General features: G+C 30.9%; 18 protein-coding genes, 4 tRNA genes and 1 other RNA gene. 9 read left to right on the plus strand and 14 right to left on the minus strand.

Annotated features, from left to right (window positions below):
* Nucleotide 1: 1 nt before the first annotated feature.
* The 4 genes from cmk to MAG_RS03715 all read right to left on the minus strand — a co-directional run bounded on the left by cmk (nucleotide 2) and on the right by MAG_RS03715 (nucleotide 3,970).
* Nucleotides 2-667, minus strand: coding sequence for a (d)CMP kinase (gene cmk / locus MAG_RS03700; protein WP_011949878.1), 666 nt, complete (start codon nucleotides 665-667; stop codon nucleotides 2-4).
* A 79-nt stretch (nucleotides 668-746) separates the two neighbouring features.
* A complete protein-coding gene (locus MAG_RS03705) occupies nucleotides 747-1,208 on the minus strand; it encodes a hypothetical protein (protein WP_011949879.1) in 462 nt (153 codons plus the stop codon).
* 54 nt (nucleotides 1,209-1,262) lie between these two features.
* On the minus strand, nucleotides 1,263-2,645 hold the full coding sequence (locus MAG_RS03915; protein ID WP_011949880.1) for a BspA family leucine-rich repeat surface protein: 1,383 nt from the start codon (nucleotides 2,643-2,645) through the stop codon (nucleotides 1,263-1,265).
* Between the two features lie 194 nt (nucleotides 2,646-2,839).
* Nucleotides 2,840-3,970, minus strand: a complete 1,131-nt coding sequence (locus tag MAG_RS03715; protein ID WP_011949881.1) for a DnaJ C-terminal domain-containing protein — start codon at nucleotides 3,968-3,970, stop codon at nucleotides 2,840-2,842.
* 81 nt (nucleotides 3,971-4,051) lie between these two features.
* On the opposite strand from MAG_RS03715, the gene MAG_RS03720 reads away from it, so the two are divergent.
* Nucleotides 4,052-4,127: transfer RNA gene (locus tag MAG_RS03720), tRNA-Thr, on the plus strand.
* Between the two features lie 82 nt (nucleotides 4,128-4,209).
* Nucleotides 4,210-4,551, plus strand: a complete 342-nt coding sequence (gene rbfA, locus MAG_RS03725; RefSeq protein ID WP_011949882.1) for a 30S ribosome-binding factor RbfA — start codon at nucleotides 4,210-4,212, stop codon at nucleotides 4,549-4,551.
* Between the two features lie 42 nt (nucleotides 4,552-4,593).
* Here the strand turns inward: rbfA and MAG_RS03730 are convergent.
* The 3 genes from MAG_RS03730 to tapR all read right to left on the minus strand — a co-directional run bounded on the left by MAG_RS03730 (nucleotide 4,594) and on the right by tapR (nucleotide 6,569).
* A tRNA-Thr gene (locus tag MAG_RS03730) sits at nucleotides 4,594-4,667 on the minus strand.
* 53 nt (nucleotides 4,668-4,720) lie between these two features.
* Nucleotides 4,721-5,956 carry a tyrosine--tRNA ligase gene (gene tyrS / locus MAG_RS03735; RefSeq protein WP_011949883.1) on the minus strand — a complete coding sequence of 412 codons (1,236 nt, stop codon included), beginning with the start codon at nucleotides 5,954-5,956 and terminating at the stop codon, nucleotides 4,721-4,723.
* Nucleotides 5,957-5,966: 10 nt separating this feature from the next.
* Nucleotides 5,967-6,569: a TyrS-associated PheT N-terminal domain-related protein TapR gene (gene tapR, locus MAG_RS03740; protein WP_011949884.1), complete on the minus strand. Its 603-nt coding sequence runs from the start codon at nucleotides 6,567-6,569 to the stop codon at nucleotides 5,967-5,969.
* A 61-nt stretch (nucleotides 6,570-6,630) separates the two neighbouring features.
* Here tapR and MAG_RS03745 point away from each other — a divergent pair, with 61 nt between their 5' ends.
* Nucleotides 6,631-7,533 carry a DegV family protein gene (locus MAG_RS03745; RefSeq protein WP_011949885.1) on the plus strand — a complete coding sequence of 301 codons (903 nt, stop codon included), beginning with the start codon at nucleotides 6,631-6,633 and terminating at the stop codon, nucleotides 7,531-7,533.
* Nucleotides 7,534-7,594: 61 nt separating this feature from the next.
* Here MAG_RS03745 and MAG_RS03750 read toward each other — a convergent pair.
* The 5 genes from MAG_RS03750 to MAG_RS03770 all read right to left on the minus strand — a co-directional run bounded on the left by MAG_RS03750 (nucleotide 7,595) and on the right by MAG_RS03770 (nucleotide 11,344).
* Nucleotides 7,595-7,669, minus strand: a tRNA-Trp gene (locus tag MAG_RS03750).
* Between the two features lie 29 nt (nucleotides 7,670-7,698).
* Nucleotides 7,699-7,926 carry a phosphopantetheine-binding protein gene (locus MAG_RS03755; RefSeq protein WP_232955107.1) on the minus strand — a complete coding sequence of 76 codons (228 nt, stop codon included), beginning with the start codon at nucleotides 7,924-7,926 and terminating at the stop codon, nucleotides 7,699-7,701.
* Between the two features lie 45 nt (nucleotides 7,927-7,971).
* Nucleotides 7,972-8,694: a peptide chain release factor N(5)-glutamine methyltransferase gene (gene prmC / locus MAG_RS03760; RefSeq protein ID WP_011949887.1), complete on the minus strand. Its 723-nt coding sequence runs from the start codon at nucleotides 8,692-8,694 to the stop codon at nucleotides 7,972-7,974.
* Nucleotides 8,694-9,770 carry a peptide chain release factor 1 gene (gene prfA / locus MAG_RS03765; protein WP_004024169.1) on the minus strand — a complete coding sequence of 359 codons (1,077 nt, stop codon included), beginning with the start codon at nucleotides 9,768-9,770 and terminating at the stop codon, nucleotides 8,694-8,696. The genes prmC and prfA overlap by 1 nt, the downstream gene beginning before the upstream one ends.
* Before the next feature lie 152 nt (nucleotides 9,771-9,922).
* Entirely contained in the window at nucleotides 9,923-11,344 is a 1,422-nt protein-coding gene (locus MAG_RS03770; protein WP_011949888.1) for a DUF2179 domain-containing protein, read from the minus strand.
* A 238-nt stretch (nucleotides 11,345-11,582) separates the two neighbouring features.
* Between MAG_RS03770 and MAG_RS03775 the strand changes: the two genes are divergently transcribed.
* The 3 genes from MAG_RS03775 (at nucleotide 11,583) to smpB (ending at nucleotide 14,485) form a co-directional block, all read left to right on the plus strand.
* Complete coding sequence (locus tag MAG_RS03775; RefSeq protein WP_011949889.1) at nucleotides 11,583-13,550, plus strand: DNA topoisomerase subunit B; 1,968 nt, start codon at nucleotides 11,583-11,585, stop codon at nucleotides 13,548-13,550.
* A gap of 124 nt (nucleotides 13,551-13,674) precedes the next feature.
* Nucleotides 13,675-13,989 carry a thioredoxin family protein gene (locus tag MAG_RS03780; RefSeq protein ID WP_011949890.1) on the plus strand — a complete coding sequence of 105 codons (315 nt, stop codon included), beginning with the start codon at nucleotides 13,675-13,677 and terminating at the stop codon, nucleotides 13,987-13,989.
* A 52-nt stretch (nucleotides 13,990-14,041) separates the two neighbouring features.
* A complete protein-coding gene (smpB, locus tag MAG_RS03785; RefSeq protein WP_011949891.1) occupies nucleotides 14,042-14,485 on the plus strand; it encodes an SsrA-binding protein in 444 nt (147 codons plus the stop codon).
* Between the two features lie 42 nt (nucleotides 14,486-14,527).
* On the opposite strand, the gene MAG_RS03790 is transcribed toward smpB, so the two are convergent.
* Entirely contained in the window at nucleotides 14,528-15,487 is a 960-nt protein-coding gene (locus tag MAG_RS03790; protein ID WP_011949892.1) for a LacI family DNA-binding transcriptional regulator, read from the minus strand.
* 79 nt (nucleotides 15,488-15,566) lie between these two features.
* Between MAG_RS03790 and ffs the strand changes: the two genes are divergently transcribed.
* The 3 genes from ffs (at nucleotide 15,567) to MAG_RS03800 (ending at nucleotide 16,163) form a co-directional block, all read left to right on the plus strand.
* Nucleotides 15,567-15,661, plus strand: an RNA gene (gene ffs, locus MAG_RS04020) — signal recognition particle sRNA small type.
* Nucleotides 15,662-15,676: 15 nt separating this feature from the next.
* The gene (locus MAG_RS03795; RefSeq protein WP_011949893.1) at nucleotides 15,677-16,072 is read left to right on the plus strand and encodes a hypothetical protein; all 396 of its coding nucleotides are present in this window, start codon (nucleotides 15,677-15,679) and stop codon (nucleotides 16,070-16,072) included.
* 7 nt (nucleotides 16,073-16,079) lie between these two features.
* Nucleotides 16,080-16,163, plus strand: a tRNA-Leu gene (locus tag MAG_RS03800).
* Nucleotides 16,164-16,283: 120 nt separating this feature from the next.
* On the opposite strand, the gene mgtA is transcribed toward MAG_RS03800, so the two are convergent.
* Nucleotides 16,284-18,992, minus strand: a complete 2,709-nt coding sequence (gene mgtA, locus MAG_RS03805; protein ID WP_011949894.1) for a magnesium-translocating P-type ATPase — start codon at nucleotides 18,990-18,992, stop codon at nucleotides 16,284-16,286.
* Nucleotides 18,993-19,092: the final 100 nt, after the last annotated feature.

The following is a 19,092-nucleotide window of genomic DNA, read 5'->3' on the forward strand; positions in this document are numbered from 1 at the left end:
ACTACATTCTTTCTTTTGCTAAACTAACAATTTTATCTACAACTTGCTCAAAATTCATATCTGTTGAATCAATTACAATTGCATCATCAGTAATATGAAGCGGGTCAGTTTCTCTATGTTGGTCAGCATAGTCTCTTGCTTTAACTTCTGCTAAAACCACATCATAATTAGTTTCAAAACCTTTATCTTTGTTCTCAAGTGCTCTTCTTCTTGCTCTTACTTCAGGAGTTCCGGTAAGAAAGATTTTTAATTCAGCATGTGGCATTAACTTAAAGGTTGTATCACGCCCATCCATAATATAGCCTTTAGATTTTTTAGTGATTTTATGAATAAAATCAACAACATAATGCCTAATTAATGGATACTGAGCAACTTTTGAAGCGGCCTTAGCAACTTTATCATCCCTAATTGTCTCAGATACATTTTCGCCGTTAAGAAAAATATTTTCATGCTCATCTAAATCTATTTCAATCTCGCTAAGCATCTTAAATACTTCATTTTCAACCTCAAAATCAACACCCATTTGAATTGCGCTAAGTGCTATAGCTCTATAAACACTACCACTGTTTATAAAAACATATTTTAACTTCTTGCTTACCTCTTTAGCAACAGTGGACTTACCGGCTCCACATGGCCCATCTATTGCTATATTTATTTTGTTGCTCATAAAAACTCCCTGTCTTAAATTACATTATTTAATTATAAATTAAATAACGCTCTTATGCACTACAAAGACAATTAAAAAGCTAAAATTCAGCCTTATTAATTACAACTTCCGTTGTGTTTGTGAATGAAATTGTATCTTCAGTGAATGATGAACCCCCGTCATAAAATTCATCATCTTTTACATCTAATAGTGACAATAATTCATTTGATGAAAATGAAATATTTTTGCTTATGCTTCTTAATTCAAAAGTCATATCGCTTTTAGTTTTGTAGTAATTAACGTTTATTAAGTACTTGTTGATATTGTTCATATCAATCTGTTTTATAGTACTTTTAGTCAAATTGTCCATTTTAACATTCGGTATCTTTATACTTTCATTTATATGACTAAACAAGTCGTAATTTGGCATTAATTTATTAAAAAAACGGTAATGAGCTTCTAGTTCCTTATTTTCTTTTAGAAGACTTTCAAACATATTTTTCTCACTGTATACTGATAAACCAAAAGAATCTAAAATAGGCTTGTTATTATTTTCTTTCATATTTAAATTATATTTTGATTTGTATCTTGGATAAAAAATGTTTTATATTTGCTCTTAAAAGAAAAAATCAACCCTGCGGATTGACTTTGTAATTATTTGAAAAAGAAATAAACATAAACAGACACATAATTTGGTTTGTATATATTTATTATTAAGATTTTTTTCAAGCTTATCTGCTGAAACACAGCATATACTTGCTAATTTTTTTACATCTACCTTAGGAGCTCTAATAAACATATTGTCTGTTTCGACATTAGAATTTAGTTTTCATTTACTTAAGTCACGACTAAAATTCTCTGCATCCCCAAACATTAAATACATCTTATTTACATTTGAGACGTTTCAATCATCAATATTTCCATTAAATAATGTTGCATCTTGAAACATAGATTCCATATCTTGAACATTAGATGTGTTTCATAAATTTAAATCTTGGTTAAAAGATGTTGCTCCTGCAAAAAAGCTAGACATTTGTGTAACACTTGAGACGTTTCAATTGTTTAACGGACTATTAAATTTAGCTGCTCCATCAAAAACACCTGAAATATTTCTTACTTTTGAAGTGTCTCATTTTGAAATGTCTTGGTTAAATTCTGCAGCATGTGAAAATGCTTCAGAAATATTAGTTACATTTATTAAATTTCATTTTTCAATATTACTAATTCTTGATGATTTAGAACCATGAAAAACCTTAAATAAAGACTGAATTTTAAGTGGTAGGTTTTTTAGAACTTCAACGGTGTTTATTGGCATTGTGGCAATAGTAACAATATTAGAATTAACATTATTAATTAGTGAATAGCCAATCTGCTTAATGAATATTTTCTTGCCATTCTTATTTAGCTCTTCAAATTTGTTGTCATTGCTGATCTTTAAGTCTAAATCATCACCTTCTATTGTGTATTTAGTTACAACTTTGTCTTTAAAAACAGTTCCAAGCGTAACATCAAACAAAGTTGAACCTAAATTTAATTTAATCTTGTTTTTGCCACCTTTTGTATCTTCAAGCAGAAGTTTATTTTTGTTAGTTTCAGCTAGTTCCAAGTTGTTGATTTTTTCATCTTTTGCATAAACATTAATTTGATCATAAAAATCTTGTAGTGAGTGAAAAGTAGCAAAAGCATCTTTTAGCTCGCCAACAATTTTTTTCACCTTTTCAGCATTTTCCTTGTTAGCCTTCTTTTCATCTTCAGTTTCCACTTTGTCTTTGTTTATAGGTTTATCCCCTGTATTCCCATTTGGTTGATCACCTTGCTCCGTTTTTGAATGGGGGGGTATATTTTTATTATCTCCATTACCACCATCCATATGATCAGTTTGTGGTTTAGTAATTATTTCAGCACTGTTATTGCTTTTATTATCACACGATGCAGCAATCAAAGGAATTGTTGTGATTGACAAAAAAGCACCACTTAAAAATTTAATTTTCTTGTTCATATTACCCTTACTTTTTTTACTTTGCTGTTTGTTGTACTAAATTTGCATAATTTAAACTATTTTTTTATATTTAAAAATATTCACAAAAAATATAGCAAATTTTTTGCTTTTTAAAAATTTTAATTTTTAGTAAATAATTCCTTAAACCCTATTTTATAGATATAAAAACACAAGCCAATTTGCTTGTGTTTTTGCTATTTTGCTTTTTTGAACTCATCAACAAAGCTCTTATTAACATCATCACTAAAGCCTTCTAACACTTTAGCAACTTCTTTAAATTTAGAAGATGAATACTCAGGAATCTTAACACTAAGAGTTATTATTAAATCGCCCTTGTGACCATTTTTGTCTCACATTCCGCCATCTTTAACCTTAATCTTGGTGCCATCATTATATGAATGTTTCATTCTTACAGTTTTTAATCCACTTGGTGCTGGCACAACAATCTCATTTTCCTTAATAATATCTAAAAATGAAACAGGAAAATTGTCTAAATGTAAGTTAAGGCCTTCCCTAACATAGTATTTATGTGGCTTAATTGACACTACAACATACATATCACCAGGCTCGCCACCATTAATACCTTTTTTACCATAACCAGGTAGCTTAATTCTATCTCCATTAATAAAACCAGGCGAAACTTTAATAGTTACTTGCTTGTCTTTCTTAATATACTTTGCGCCCTTACACATATCACAGGCACTTAAAATAATTTCACCTAAACCATCGCACTTAGAGCAAGCACCCACCATTTCAACAATTCCAAATGGAGTTTTTCTTCTGCCTACTTCCTTACCGCTACCATTACATTTGTCACAAATTTTAATATTTTTGGCTTCAGCACCTTTACCAGAACATTTAGGACACACTTCATACTTGCTTAATGTCTCCTTAAACTCAACCCCAGTAATTGATTCATTGAATGTTATTACAATGTTTGAATAAACATCCATTCCTCTCTGTTTCATAGCACTTTGCGACGATCTACCACTTCTAGCACCGCCTGAAAATCCACCTGAAAAAGTTGAAAAAATATCATTAAAAATATCTTGCATTCCAGAACCAAAATCAGCAAAGCCGCCATTCATATTAAAGCCTCTATTGGCTGATCCAACACTTCCATATCTGTCATATTCATCTCTTTTTTTAGGATCAGACAAGACTTCATATGCTTCATTAATTTCTTGCATTTTTTGATCGCTTGTGCCATCTTTTAATTTATCAGGATGATACTTCATTGCGAGCTTACGATAAGCAGCTTTTATTTCTTGATCGCTAGCTTTTTTATCAACGCATAGTATTTTGTAGTAATCTTTATTTGCCATAACAAATAAATTTTAGCATATTTGTATTTTGAGTGCTAAATTATTATTAATTTGACTTATTTCAACTATAATGTTATTTGCGCCATCATAGCTCAGTAGGTAGAGCACATCCATGGTAAGGATGGGGTCGCAGGTTCGATTCCTGTTGTTGGCACCATTTCATTTGAATGACTTACATATAAGCGGCCTTCCGCTTTTTTATTTTTTCTAACTAATAATAAATGTATAAAATTATCATTATGAAAAAAAGTATAAGCGTGCTACGAAAAGAGTCTCAGATTAAAAATTTTATTTCAACAATAATAACTAATGAACTAACAAATGCTAACATTTACAATCCAACAGTAACTGACGTTGTACTCTCAACTGATCTAGGTCATGTTAAGGTTTTCTTAGCTTTTAGTTCAAAAGAAAATGATGGCCTTGATGCAGTTAAAAATGCATCAGGTTACATTAGAAAAAGGCTTTCAAAGACTCTTAACTGAAGAAAAGTTCCTGAGCTGCATTTCTATATTGATGAAGTAGAAAAAAAGGCTTTTGAAATTGATCAAATTCTTAATTCATTAAAAAATGAAGAATAAAAAATAATAGCGAATACTCTTCGCTATTTTCATTAACTTTATTGGTGCCAGTTACGAGGATCGAACTCGTGGCTGCTGGTTACGAATCAGCTGCTTTACCACTAAGCGAAACTGGCATAACTACTAAGGTACATAATTGTATTAAATATCTTAGTAAATATTTTAATAATTAAACTGTTTTAAATAAGATAACTTGCTTCTTACCTTTTTTAAAAAAAGCATATTTGCCTTCAAACAAACTCGGACTATAAATTGAATCAAATTCAATTTCTTTATTATCAATCTTCAAGGCCTTAGCCTGTATAAACTCTCTAGCTTCTCTATTTGAAACAATAAATTTGTTTTTAATTAAAGTCTCAATTACCGAATCACCTTGTCTTATAGGGCAAGTGGGCAAATAGTTTTCAATAATTTCTAAATCATTGAGCGTTAAAACACTAGCATCAAAAGACTTATCAAACAAAATTTTTGTAATATTTTTGGCTTGCTTTAGTTCATTAGCACCAAAAATATTTTCAACAACCTCACTAGCTAAAAACCTTTGCGCCTCTTGTGTTGATGGATTAGCAAAATGCTTCTCTAAAACCTCATTAATTTCACTAACACTTTTAAAAGAAAATCAATATAAAAGCTCTTTAATTCTAGAATCCTTTTGCGAGAGTAAATACTGATACATTTTAAATGGCGAACACATGTTTTTATCAATTCATAAGGCTCCGCCGCCTGTTGACTTACCAATTTTTTTGCCATTTTCATCACTAAGCAAATTAACAGTCACTCCAACTGCTTCATGTTTATCGCCAACAACTTTGGAAATCATATCAATTCCAGTGACAATATTGCCCCATTGATCACTGCCACCTAGCTGAACTTTAACTCCTAATTCTTGATAAGTTTTTAAAAAGTCAAAACCTTGCAGTAGCTGATAAGTAAACTCAGTAAAAGAAAGCCCTTTTTGAATTCTTTTTTGTACAGATTCTTTGGCCATCATATATGAAACATTAACTAGCTTTCCAACATTTCTTAGAAACTCTAAAACATTCATATCTTTGTAAAAATCATAATTATCAATCACTTCTAAACCAAATGATTCTAGCTGTGCTTTTATTTTTGACTTGTTTTTATTAACACTTTCATTGTCTAATAAAACTCTTTCTGAATCCTTAAAAGATGGATCACCAATCATTCCTGTTGCCCCACCTAAAACTGCATAAGTTTTAAAGCCATATTCCTTAAAGCGCAATAAAACAGAGATCAAAATATAATTTCCTAAATGTAAACTCTCGGCTGTTGGATCAAAACCTACATAAACGCCTGTTGTGCTTGGACTAAGATTTGCAAACTTATCCTTGTTGCTAATATCTTTTAAAATTAGTCTTTCTTCCAAATCTTTAAGTATGTTCATAACTCTCCCGTTACAACAAGTTGCTAACTTCTTGTCCTAAATATGAATCATCACATTTTTGCAATAATTCATCTAATTTTTTAGCTTCAGCATCATTAAAACCTAAACTTTGCGCACTGCACAACATTCCATAACTTTTAACTTCTAATATTTCGCCTTCAGTTATTTTTAATCCATTTGCAGTTATTGAACCGGGCAAACATCACACAAAATATTTGCCTTCATTTGTGTATGTAGTATTAGTAATTATTTGCCTTTTAGCATCCTTAAAATCAACTTCCAAAACAAATAATTTTTGGCTTTTTGGATGTGCTTCTCTTTTAAGAATCTTCCCGATTGCGAAGCGCTTAATTTTTTGAATTTTATACTTATTATTTTTGCTTAATATTAAGCTTTCTAACTCACTAAATTCATTAGCATTCAAAACCTTAAAATTTTTGCCCAAATCAGCTGTTTTATAGTTTAATAAGTTCACTGATGATACATTAAAATCTTCATCATGAAACACAACCATATCATCATAAAAATCAGCTTGTGAATCATTTATAGTTGTATTAAAAAATGCAATAGCATTATTTTCAAATTTGCTACTTATATTAAATAAAATTGCCATATCATAATTATATAAAAACTTTAAATTATTTAATTTATATGTTTTCTTATATAATGTTGCTATGAAATATGCAATAGTAACTGATTCGTCAATCGGGCTTACAAAGGCACAAACCGAAAAATTAGGTTGACACTTTTTGCCCCTTAATTTAGTTATTGACGGCGTAAATTATGCAGATGGAATTGATATTACATCTGACACATTGTTTGAAAAATTTACATTAGAATCTGATGTTAAATCATCAATGTTTAATATGCAATATGCAATAGATTTGTTTACAAACTTGTCTAAAGAATATGACATGGTCTTTGTTTATCCAATCTCACAACATTTATCAAACTCATATCAAGCTCTTAAAACAATGGAAAAAGATTTTGACAAGCTTAGAGTTATTCAAAGTAAACAAGTTATGATGCCTCTATTATGAGACGTTATTTGATTCGACCATATGCTTAAAACTGACTCTTCTAAGTACAAAGAGTACATTAATCACCTAGAAAACCCATCATGAGCGCACTCAGTTTCTGTGATCCCAAAATACAACAGATACTTAGTAAAAGGCGGTAGGTTACACCCTGCTGCTGCACTGGTTGCTAGAATGCTTAAATTAGTTCCTATTATTAAATGAGAAGATGGCCAACTAATGAAAGAAAACACTGGCCGTAACTTTGAAAAAACTGTTTTAAAAAACCTTACTCAAAAACACGAAAGTTTTAAAGTTCCTTCTGGCTTTACTCTTACTCCTGTTATTATTCACCAAGGTGTATCAAAAAGTGACTTAGATGAATACAAAAAACTTGTACACCAATACTGAAACAAAGATCCTATGATTTTTAGTTTCTCGCCTGTAATAGAAATACATACTGGCCCAGAAACTCATGTTCTAGGCCTTATGCTTTTCCCAACCGACTTAATGGATGTCTTAAAAGAAAAATTATCTCTTTTAGGCCTATGAAACAGTTAATTAAGTAAATTAATAAGCTTATAAGGCTTATTTTTTATTCCGAAAAAAAGGAATAAAAAAATGGCAGGAGTGACAGGATTCGAACCCATAACACACGGGGTTGAAGCCCGTTGTTCTGCCGTTGAACTACACTCCTACAATTTAAGTATGTTAATTATACTTAAATTATTTTAAAAGCTTATTAAAAACTTGTTCTATGTCTTTTACCTTTTTGATGTTTTTTAAATCATCATCAGGGATCATCACATTATATTTCTCTTCTAAATCAAAAACTAATTCTGCTAGCGATAAAGAATCAATTTTTAACTCTTGGAAAGTCGATTCAGGATTTATTTTAATTTTGGTTAGCTTTTGAATTCTATCCATTATGTCTTTTAAATCTTTTTCTTGCATACGCATATTATAAAAGAATTTTAATTATCAAAATAACTTTATTTTCTATCTTAAATCTTCATAGCTAATGAATGCAAATCTGTCTTTTGATGACATGTCTTTCACAATTTTTGCCCCATTAATTTGCTTCCATCTATCAATGTGTTTTGGGTTTATTTCAAAAGCCAAAACCCCACCTACATTTAAGTAAATTTTTGCTTCATTTAAAATTTTCTCATAAAAATATCAGCCTGAATCTTTAGCAAACAGTGCAATTTCTGGTTCAAATTTTTTTACAGATTCGTCTACATCTTTATCATCATAATCTAAGTATGGAGGATTAGATACAATTAAATCAAATTTGCCTTTTATATCTTTGAAACAGTCACTTTGGACAACTTTTATTCCTTCAGTGTCTTTAAAATTTAATGCTACATTTTCATTAGCTTGCATAATTGCTTCATTGTCAATGTCACTTAATGTGACATTTATTGAATCTAAATTCTTCTTTAAAGCTATTCCAATAAAACCTGAACCGGTGCATAAATCTAAAACCTTCATTCCTGGCTTTAAATGCTCATTTAAAAGTATATAAACTAACTCTTCGGTCTCATATCGCGGTATCAAAACCTTGTGATTTAGATTGATTCTAACATTTACATACTCAACATATCCCATTATGTATTGAATGGGATATCCTTGGTTTAATTTTTCAAGCTCCAATGAGCTAACTTTTAATTCAAGTCCATAACGCTTTTTTTCTAAAAGCAAGTCATCAATAGCGGGCATTAAAATCCACTTTCCTTGATTTTTTGATTTTGTTCTTCAGCTAAAAGGGCATCAATTATAGGTGTAAGCTTGCCTTCCATAATTGGTTTTAAGCTAGTTGAAAAACTAATTCTATGATCTGTAACTCTATCTTGTGGATAGTTATAAGTTCTTATTTTTTCACTTCTATCACCATGTCCAGCTAGCTTTCTATATCCTGATTCTTCTTCAGCTTTCTTTTGCATTTCTAAATCATATAGCTTAGATTTTAAAATTGTTAAAGCAGTTTCACGGTTTGCAATCTGACTTCTTTCATCCTGAGAAGTTACAACAATATTAGTTGGCAAGTGTGTAATTCTAACAGCTGAATCAGTTGTGTTAACTGATTGTCCACCAGCACCACTTGAACGAAAGACGTCTATTTTAAGGTCACTTGGTTTAATTTCTATTTCTACTGAATCATCAATTTCAGGCATAACTGTGACAGTTGTTGTTGATGTGTGAATCCTTCCCTGTGACTCAGTTACAGGCACTCTTTGAACTCTGTGCACGCCTGATTCAAACTTAAATTTTGAATATGCTTTCTCACCTTTTATTGAAAAGACAATTTGTGAAAACCCACCTGCACTAGCGCTGTTAGTTGATAAAATTTTTAACCTAAATCCAAGTTCATCAGCAAATTTGCTGTACATTCTGAATAAATCGCCAGCAAATATATTAGCTTCGTCTCCGCCAGCAGCTCCTCTAATTTCTACAATGATGTTTTTGTCATCATTTTCATCTTGTGGCAGTATTAAAATCTTAAGCTTTTCTTCTAATTCGTCTAATTTAAGGGAGTTTTCGTCAATTATCATTTTAGCAAACTCTACTTCTTCTTCATTCTTAGACTCAAGCATAATTTTAGCTTGCTCAACATCTTTTAAAATGTTTTCATAAGTAATAAATTTTTCCGAAATCTCTCTAATTTTTGCAATTTCTTTATTAATTGCTGAGTATTCTTTTATGTTGCTAATAACTTCAGGGTCATCAATTTTCTTTAATAATTCTAAGTAACTTTGTTTGATTTCAGATAGTGATTTAAACATTGTCTTTTCCATGGTTTTTATATTATATTGAAAATTTAAATATTTTAATAATATTTAAATTGGAGCTACTAATTTGATTAAAAGCGTTGTTTTATAGGCTTGCTAATTAAAAAATCAGGCAATAATTTTGCTCTGATTTTTTGCTTTAATCTTTACATCTGTTGCTAAAACTTTTGCTCTGGAATATATAACTTTCCATCAACAGATGCAACATTACTTACTGTAATTAAGGCATCAGCATCAGCTGTTCTCACCTTTTTAATCAGTCTTGGAATTTGTCTATAAAGCGTGATAGAAGATAAAATTTGAAGCTTGCTTGCTGAATAACCACCTTCACCATTTTGCAATGTGAAGCTGTTAATTGTCCTTTTATCAGTAATAATAGCTTTCCTAATTTCTTCCATCTTGTGAGAGTAAACTTTGAACTGTACAATTTTAAATCTTGGGAATAAATTATTTAAGTAAATAACAAATATAAAGTTACATAAGTAAGTTGACACAAAGTTAGGTGAAAAATACAAATCAGCTTGTCATCTAAGCTCGCTAATTGCTTTAACTGTAGCTAATTCAGTGACACTTAATGAATTTTTAACTTCAGCAATCTCACTAATAGTCTTAAAGTCATTAGCAATCATACTTCCTGGAATATAAGTCCCAATAACAACACTAATTAGAATAATTACTATGTTTATATATCCATTTATTATTCCAAAATTCTTTTGTTTATAAACAGACATATATTCGCCAATTATCCCTGTAACACCGGCTGATCCGCCAATTATTGCAATAATTGCAAAAAAGTAAGTTAGCAAAATACCATAAATAATCGCAAACAAAATTTGAACAATAGTGTTGCCACCATCATTTCACTGTAATGGCAATAGTTTAATTAAATAATTAATATTTTCGTTATTTCAGCCTGCATGATTAACTAATGCAACCTTCATATTTTCAGTTATTTCAGGGTGGTTAAATTTACCAAAAAGCGTAAATTGGTTTAATGCAGGAATTTGTCCTAATCCTGCTGAAACTAAGCTACTTAAGACCAAAAACTCAAGCGATAATAAAATATATACTTTGCCTAATTTCTTTCATCCAAAAACAAATATTGGAATGCTTAGCACTAAATACAAAATTCAGAAAAGTGAGTGGTCTATGGCGTTCATTATTGGCTTAGTGATTGCTGCATTGCTACGCAAACTAGTTACTACAATTTTAGAAATTGCTTGTCCAAAGGCAGCTAGCCCAAAATTATAAATTCCGGGGTTTTTAACTAAAAAGATACCTACAACTCCAAATAAAATAGCTAATCCTGCTGTTATGAGCCCTAATTTTCAAAGTGGCATCAAGACATAAAATCTAGATAATTTGAGAATAAAGTTAGACATTTTTGTGTATCTATATTGCGTATTCTTTTTGTCCACAATCTTCTTTTTATTGTGGTTTTCGTCGACTAATTGATTTGCAAGTGCTGAGTTCTCGTCAACAGATTCTGGTTTATTATTTAACACTTCATTTACATTAAACTCTTTTTGAGAATCGTTTGTCTCATTTGTAACTTTTTTATCTTGTGTTTCATTATTCATTGTATGCCTCATTTCGCTCAAATAAAGAATAAAAAAAATATGCTTTATTGCATATAAATTATATTAAAATAGGCTTAAAAATCAAATAAAAGCACTAATTTGGGAAAAATTAAAAAATATTTGTTTTCATATAAGTTAATAGCCAAATTAGTACTTTTTCTGTCACTCATTTTTCTGCTTTTTGGTATAATTCATTATATTTATTTATACATTTATGTATAAATCTTATGGAGGTTGTATGGAAAAACTAGAAAATACTAACCAAGATAATCAAAGCAAAAATAACAGCTATAATGCAAGCAGCATAAGAGTGCTAGAAGGCCTAGAAGCTGTTAGAGTCCGTCCTGGGATGTATATTGGTACAATCACTGATAAAGGTCTTCACCATTTAGTTTGAGAAATTGTCGATAACTCTGTTGATGAATGTATGGCTGGCTATGCTAATTTCATTAAAATAACTATTTGCAAGGATGGTTATATTGAAATTGAAGACAATGGTCGTGGTATACCTGTAGCAAAACACCCTCAAACTGGTTTATCAACTGTCGAAACAGTTTTAACTGTTTTACATGCTGGCGGTAAATTTGATTCTGATGCATATAAAGTTTCTGGTGGCTTACATGGTGTAGGGGCTTCAGTTGTAAATGCTTTAAGTTCTAACTTTCATGTGTGAGTTAAAAGAGAAGGTCATACATACTATGCACATTTCCAACATGGCGGACAAACTGTTCAACCACTAACTGTTATAAATAACATAGACCCTAGTGAAACAGGCACAAAAATCAAATTCCATCCTGACTTTACAATCTTGGAAAAGCATCCTTTTTCTGTCGAAGCCATAACTGACCATGCTAAAAGAATTGCATATCTAACTAAAGGTACTCGTTTAGTTGTAGTTGATGAGATCAACAACACTTCAGAAGAATTTTACTATGAAGGAGGTTTAATTGACTATGTTAATGAGCTAAATGAAGGCCAAAAATTAGTACACGATTCTATAATTTATGCTGAAGGCTTATATGATTCTGATAAATCTGGCTCAAAAATAACTGTTGAAGTTGCTCTTCAATACACATCAACCTTCCAACCAAGAATTACTACTTACACAAATAACATTGTGACAATTGAAGGCGGAACACACGAACAAGGTTTTTTTGACGCTCTTTCGAGACTAATTAATTCTTATGCACTTAAAAATGGCTTAATTAAAAACGAAAATGAGAGATTAAACAAAGAAGATACTTCTAAAGGTCTTGTTGCCATTGTGTCTGTAAAACACCCAGATCCGATTTTTGAAGGACAAACTAAAGGTAAACTAAATAACAAGGATGCCCGTACTGCAGTTAGAGAAATCTTAGCTCCTGTATTAGAAAGATACTTCGATGAAAACCCAATTGATGCTAGAGAAATAATTAACAAATGTTTGCAATCTAGAAAATCACGTTTAGCTGCTGAAGCTGCTGCTGAAGCTGTGCAAGCAAATATGGGTAATAACTCAATAGCTTCGCTTCCTGGCAAGCTAGCTAACTGCACAAGCAAGAACGCTGAAATTTGTGAATTGTACATTGTCGAAGGTAACTCTGCTGGTGGCTCAGCAAAAATGGGAAGAGACAGAAATGTTCAAGCAATCCTACCACTAAGAGGTAAGGTTATAAACGCTGAAAAAGTTTCTCCTGAAAGAGTTTTATCAAATGCTGAAATAATTTCGCTTATAACTGCCTTAGGCACAGGCTTAAACGAATCATTCGACATCAACAAGCTTAGATACCACAAAGTCATTATTATGACTGATGCCGACGTCGATGGAGCGCACATTCGAACCCTTCTTTTAACATTCTTCTATCGTTATTTTAGAAAACTTATCGAATACGGCTTTATCTATATTGCTCAACCTCCGCTATATAAAATTCAACAAAATAAATATATTGCATATGCTTACAATGACAGTCAAAAAGATAGTATTCTTCAATCACTAAATCAAGATTCAAAAATTACTATCCAACGTTATAAAGGTCTTGGCGAAATGGATCCAGAACAACTTTGAGAAACCACAATGAATCCTGAAAATAGAAAAATGTATCAAGTTCAAATCGACGATGCAGCTAAAGCAGACTGAGTCTTTACAACACTAATGGGTGATGACGTGCTTCCAAGGCGTGAATTTATTGAAAAAAATGCCAAATTTGTTCAAAATATTGATATTTAGTACATTAAAATAATTTTTCCCAATAATTAGTTTAAAATATCAAAAATATAAAAAATTGCTGTTTTTATACCAAAAAATGCACTTTTTGTATAAAATAACTCAATCGGCAAATAAAGGAGGAGCTATGCTTAAAGAAATTACAGCTCAAGAATACAAAGAAACAATTGAAGATAAAGTAACTGAACCTTATTTACTAGTTTTTCACGCATTATGATGTGGTCCATGTAGAATGTTCAAAGAATCATTATCAGAATTAGCTGAAAAAGACAACGTGTTAGTTTACCGTGTTAATATAGATGAAAATTCAGAACTAGCAAGCCAATTCCAAGTGCGTTCAATCCCAACATGATTTGTTTTCAAAGATGGAAAACAATTAGTGTCTCACAATGGCTTCCTTCCATATGAAGACCTTAAAAATGTTGTTGATTCAATAAGATAAGCCCTTGCGGCTTTTTTCTTAACTTCCTATTATTTTCTTTATAATCTTAATTATGAAAGTAATCAGTGAGAATCGCAAAGGCCTTTATGGCTATAAAATAATTGAAAAGCATGAGGCCGGCATTTCTCTATTAGGTTGAGAAGTTAAAAGTGCTCGTGCTCAAACAGTTAATTTAACTAACTCTTATATTTTCTTTAAAAAAGGTGAACTTTTTCTTTGCAATGCTAATTTTGCTAAATATATGCTGCTTAAAGTAGAAGAAGACAGAGACCGTAAGCTACTAATGCACAAAAAAGAAATAATTCGTTTAAAAAACAAACTAGATCGCTTGTCTTCCACAACAATTAAGCCTACAAAAATCTATTTTAATAACAAATCTAAAATAAAAGTTGAAATAGCTTTAGTCCAAGGCATGAACAGGGCCGATAAGCGTGAAGATTTAAAAAAAAGAGACAACGAAAAATACATGCAAAAAGTCAAGAGCAATTACTTATAATCTCTTGACTTTTTTATACGTAGACAATTGTTTTATAGGTTTCTAAGGCTTTTCAATAATAGAAATATTTTCAAATTTTCTGCTTATTTTTGAATTTGAATAAGATGAATCGGTTAGGATCTTAAACATCTGACATCCTAAAAGATGATAATCAATAAATATCTTGCACTTATAGTTATTTTTTCAGTCATAAATAGACATATAACCTATATCAGTTAGCCTTAAGTTTTTATCCTTAGAGGCAACTAAAGTTATAAATGATTCGTGCGTTGAATTAATTAAGTTAACAATGTTGTTTTTATAAACAAAATTAATAAAATCAACAGTTGCCTTTTCGCTTCTATTATCAACTTCAATTTTAAGTTGATTAATTCCATTTTCACGACAAAATCTTTCAAAGCCATCGCTTCTTTGTTTTTGCTCAGCATCAGAAAGTTTAGAATCAACTACAAAAGCAATCTTTTCATTCTTATCAATATATGATGAGAATTTAGTTGTTAAGTCATAAAATGCTTTTGTATAGTCGATTGCAATATTATTAACTCTTTTGTCTGTTGTTGGATATACCAATGTAGTGCATTCATTCACATTATTGGCTATATAATCAAGGACAGCATTTTGGTTACTATTTGGTAAAAAGAAAATAACAGCTCATGGCTTTCAAGATAATACGTATCTCACAGTTTCAATGTACTTTTCTAAATCACGACCAGCATAAATGGTTAATGTCTTTACATTAAATACTTTAGCTTGCTGACTAATTCCTAAAACAATTGACTGATAATAGTTAGGAGACTGTTCAGGCATAATAATAAATACAGAATTGTCACTGCCACGGATTAAGCGTGCTCCATGATTTGGATAATAATTATATTTAGTAACAATATCCTGAATTCTTGCCTTAGTTTGCTTTGAAACATATCCGCCATTATAAAAACGGCTTACAGTACTAATTGAAACGTGAGCTAATCTAGCTATGTCTTTGTAAGAAAAATTTTTCATAGCACTTATTATAATAAAAAAAATATGGAAACATTGCATAAAACTTTATTATTCGGCTTATTTCGTTTTATTGTTATAATTTAAAAGCTGGTGAAATAGCAACCTTATAACCTGGTCAGGACAGAGATGTAGCAGCCATATTAAGAAGTGTTATGTTCGCCAGCTTTTTAAAAGCATAAGGGGTTATTTATGGATATTAAGACATCTGAAACAGTTAGTTTAACCTTTTTAACTGTCTTTATGCTTATAACTTTTTTAGCCAAAATATTTTACTTTTTTACACTAAAAGAAAAAGAGTGATACAGAAGCCAAAGCCTAATGAGCCTATGATATAGGCACATAAGCGTTTTGGTTATTGTTGTAATAATTTCAACATGTGCTCTATATCCATGACTTATGACTATAACAATGCGTTTATTTTATAGAAATTATTATAAGAGTGCAGATCTGGTCACCTCTAGAGTCTCAATAATTTCATCATTAGTAATTGCCCAATTTATACACCTAAATAACATTATTTTGCTATTTAAATTTGTTGTCTTTAAAAAATATGCAAAACCTAAGGTTAATAATGTGATATCATAATATTACTCCCCAAGTGGTGGAATGGCAGACACCGTAGACTCAAAATCTACTGGAGAAATCCGTGCAGGTTCAAGTCCTGTCTTGGGGACCATTTGATTAAATTCATCAAACAAACAGCAAGCTCTGCTGTTTTTATTTTTGATTTTTTCTAATATACAACTTTTACTGATTAGCCTGTTTTATAGGATATAAAAAAATATCGTAGGCTCGTCTACAATATTTCTTTATATCTCTTTTTGTAAATAATTCTTACAATCATAACTAATGTAATATACAAGATAACTAATGATGCTAACAATAAGTAAAATCAAGGATTTAGCGCTCTTATCCCAAGCAAACTATTTAGTCCTGGTATGTATGGAGTTGCAGTAACTAATGCAACACCACCAAAAGTAGCAAACAATAATGTTCAGGAAGGTCTTGATTGCACAAAAGGTATCTTTTCAGTTCTTATAAAATGAATTACTAAACTTTGCGTTCACATCGAAATTATGAATCAGCCAGTTTGGAATAATGAAATTCATTCAGCTGACTTAGGATCAAGATTTGGATAGAGTTTTGGGATAAATAATCAGTTTAAAATCACAAAAGCTAATATGTCAACTATTGAGCTAGTTGGTCCAAATCACAACATAAATTTGACGATGCTTTTTGTATTGAATTTTCTTGGCTTCTGGATAAATTTAGCATCAACTTTGTCTCAAGGGATAGTTCCACAAATGATGTCATAAATAAGGTTTAAAAATAATATCTGAGTAGCTAATAGTGGCACAAATGGCAATATTATCGCTGCAATTAAGATACTAAATATATTTCCAAAATTGCTACTTAATGTCATCTTAATGTACTTGTTCATATTAGCATATGTTTTACGTCCTTCAACAACTCCTGTTGCTAAAACATTAAGATCTTTTTCTAAAAGAATAATATTTGCACTTTCTTTAGCAATATCGACTGCAGTATCAACTGAAATTGAAACATCTGCTGTTTTCATCGCTGGCGCATCATTAATCCCATCACCCATATAACCAACAACATGTCCATTGGCTCTTAATGCGCCAATAATTGTGGCCTTTTGATCAGGGCTAAGTTTTGCAAAAATATTGTGCTTTTCAACAATTTCTCTAAGTTCTTCATCATTTAAATTTATTAAATCTTTGCCAAGAATGACACCATCAGTCTTCATGCCTACTTTATCACATATTGCCTTAGTAACTCTAACATTATCACCAGTAAGAATTTTGACATCCACGCCATGTTCATAGAGGTTTTTAATTGCAGAAGCAGTTGATTCTTTTGGTGGATCTAAGAAAGCTAGATAACCAATTAATGTCATTTCATGCTCATCAGAAACGCCAAATTGTCCTACTTTATTTGGATTCTTTTTTCTAGCTACAGCTATAACTCTCATTCCTTGATCATTAAGCTTGTCAACTTGCACTAAAACTTTATTAATCATTGCTTGATCTAAAGCAACAACACTGCCATTTAACTCTAAGGTATTGCAAACAGAAAGAATTTCTTCAACAGCCCCTTTTGTTACCATTTCAATGCCAGTATTTTTGTTTTTATTTTTAACCAAAACACTCATTCTTTTTCTGTTAAAATCAAATGGAATCTCATCTATCTTTTCGTATACATTTTCTATATTTCTTAACTCTTCATGTATATCGCTTAATTCATCTGTTTTATTTATTATTGATAAATCAAGTAAGTTTTTTAAACCAGTTTGATAATAACTATTTAAAAATCCATATCTCAAAACTCTTATGTTTTCGTTTCCTAAAACATCAAGATGCATCTCTAATGCAACCTGATCCATTGTTAATGTACCTGTTTTATCAGTACAAAAAACATCCATTGCACCAAAATTTTGAATCGAATTTAAGCTCTTAACAATTGTCTTGCTTTTAGACATCCTAGACGCCCCTTTGGCAAGAGTACTTGTTACAATCATAGGCAACATCTCGGGGGTAAGCCCAACTGCTACTGAAATTGCAAACATTAAAGCTTCTAATCACTTTTGGCCATCTTTAAAATTCTTAACTCCCGCAATCAAGAACACAATTGGCACAACAGTAATCATTATTCTAAAAAGTAATCAAGACATCGAACTTATACTTTTTTCAAAATTTGACTTAACGGGCTTTTCATTAATTTTTTGAGCAACTTGGCCTAAATATGTCTCATCCCCAGTTACTATCACAATAGCTTTAGCGCTTCCAGAAATAATATTTGAGCCCATAAAGGCTAAATTATGCCTGTCTGTGACATTTTGATACTCATGTTCGTAATTAATTGAAACAAACTTTTCAATAGCTTCGCTCTCACCTGTTAATGATGACTGTGACACAAACAAGTCTTTTGCACTAATTATTCTGACATCAGCAGGAATAATATCTCCTGCCGCTAAGTGAATAATATCTCCAACAACCACTTCATCAAGCGGGATTTCATAATTAGTTCCTTGTCTTTCAACCTTTGTAGTTGTCTGTACCATTTTGACTAATTTGGCTGCAGATGAGCTACTTTTGGTATCTTCAACAATGTGCAAAATCCCACTAATTATAACCATTGACATAATTATTATGATAGTAGCAGGCTCTGCGCTTTCTCCCTTTTTTAAAGGCAAAATAATATCAACTACCAATGATATAAGTGAAAGAATAAGCAGAATAATAGAAAAAGGATTGAAAAAGGCATCAACTATTCTTTTTCAAACAGAATTCTTGCTTTTTTTGCTTAAAACATTAGCTCCATATTCACTCTTATTAATTTCAACTTGCTCATCACTTTGCAAGCCATTAATGCTGGAGTTATATTTATTACAAAGTTCATTTACACTCATTTTTGATGCCGCAATAAGATCTTGTTGAGCTCGCGATAAGTTGGTACTCTTATTTTTCTTGCTTTTCAACATATAACTCCTCTCTTTTTTAATATTCTAATATTAAAAAATTATAATGTATTATTTGCTTTTGCAACTTCTCTTAAATAAACTTGTTTAAAAAACAAAAAAA

The sequence above is a fragment of the Mycoplasmopsis agalactiae PG2 genome, assembly GCF_000063605.1.
Classification (GTDB): domain Bacteria; phylum Bacillota_I; class Bacilli_A; order Mycoplasmatales; family Metamycoplasmataceae; genus Mycoplasmopsis; species Mycoplasmopsis agalactiae.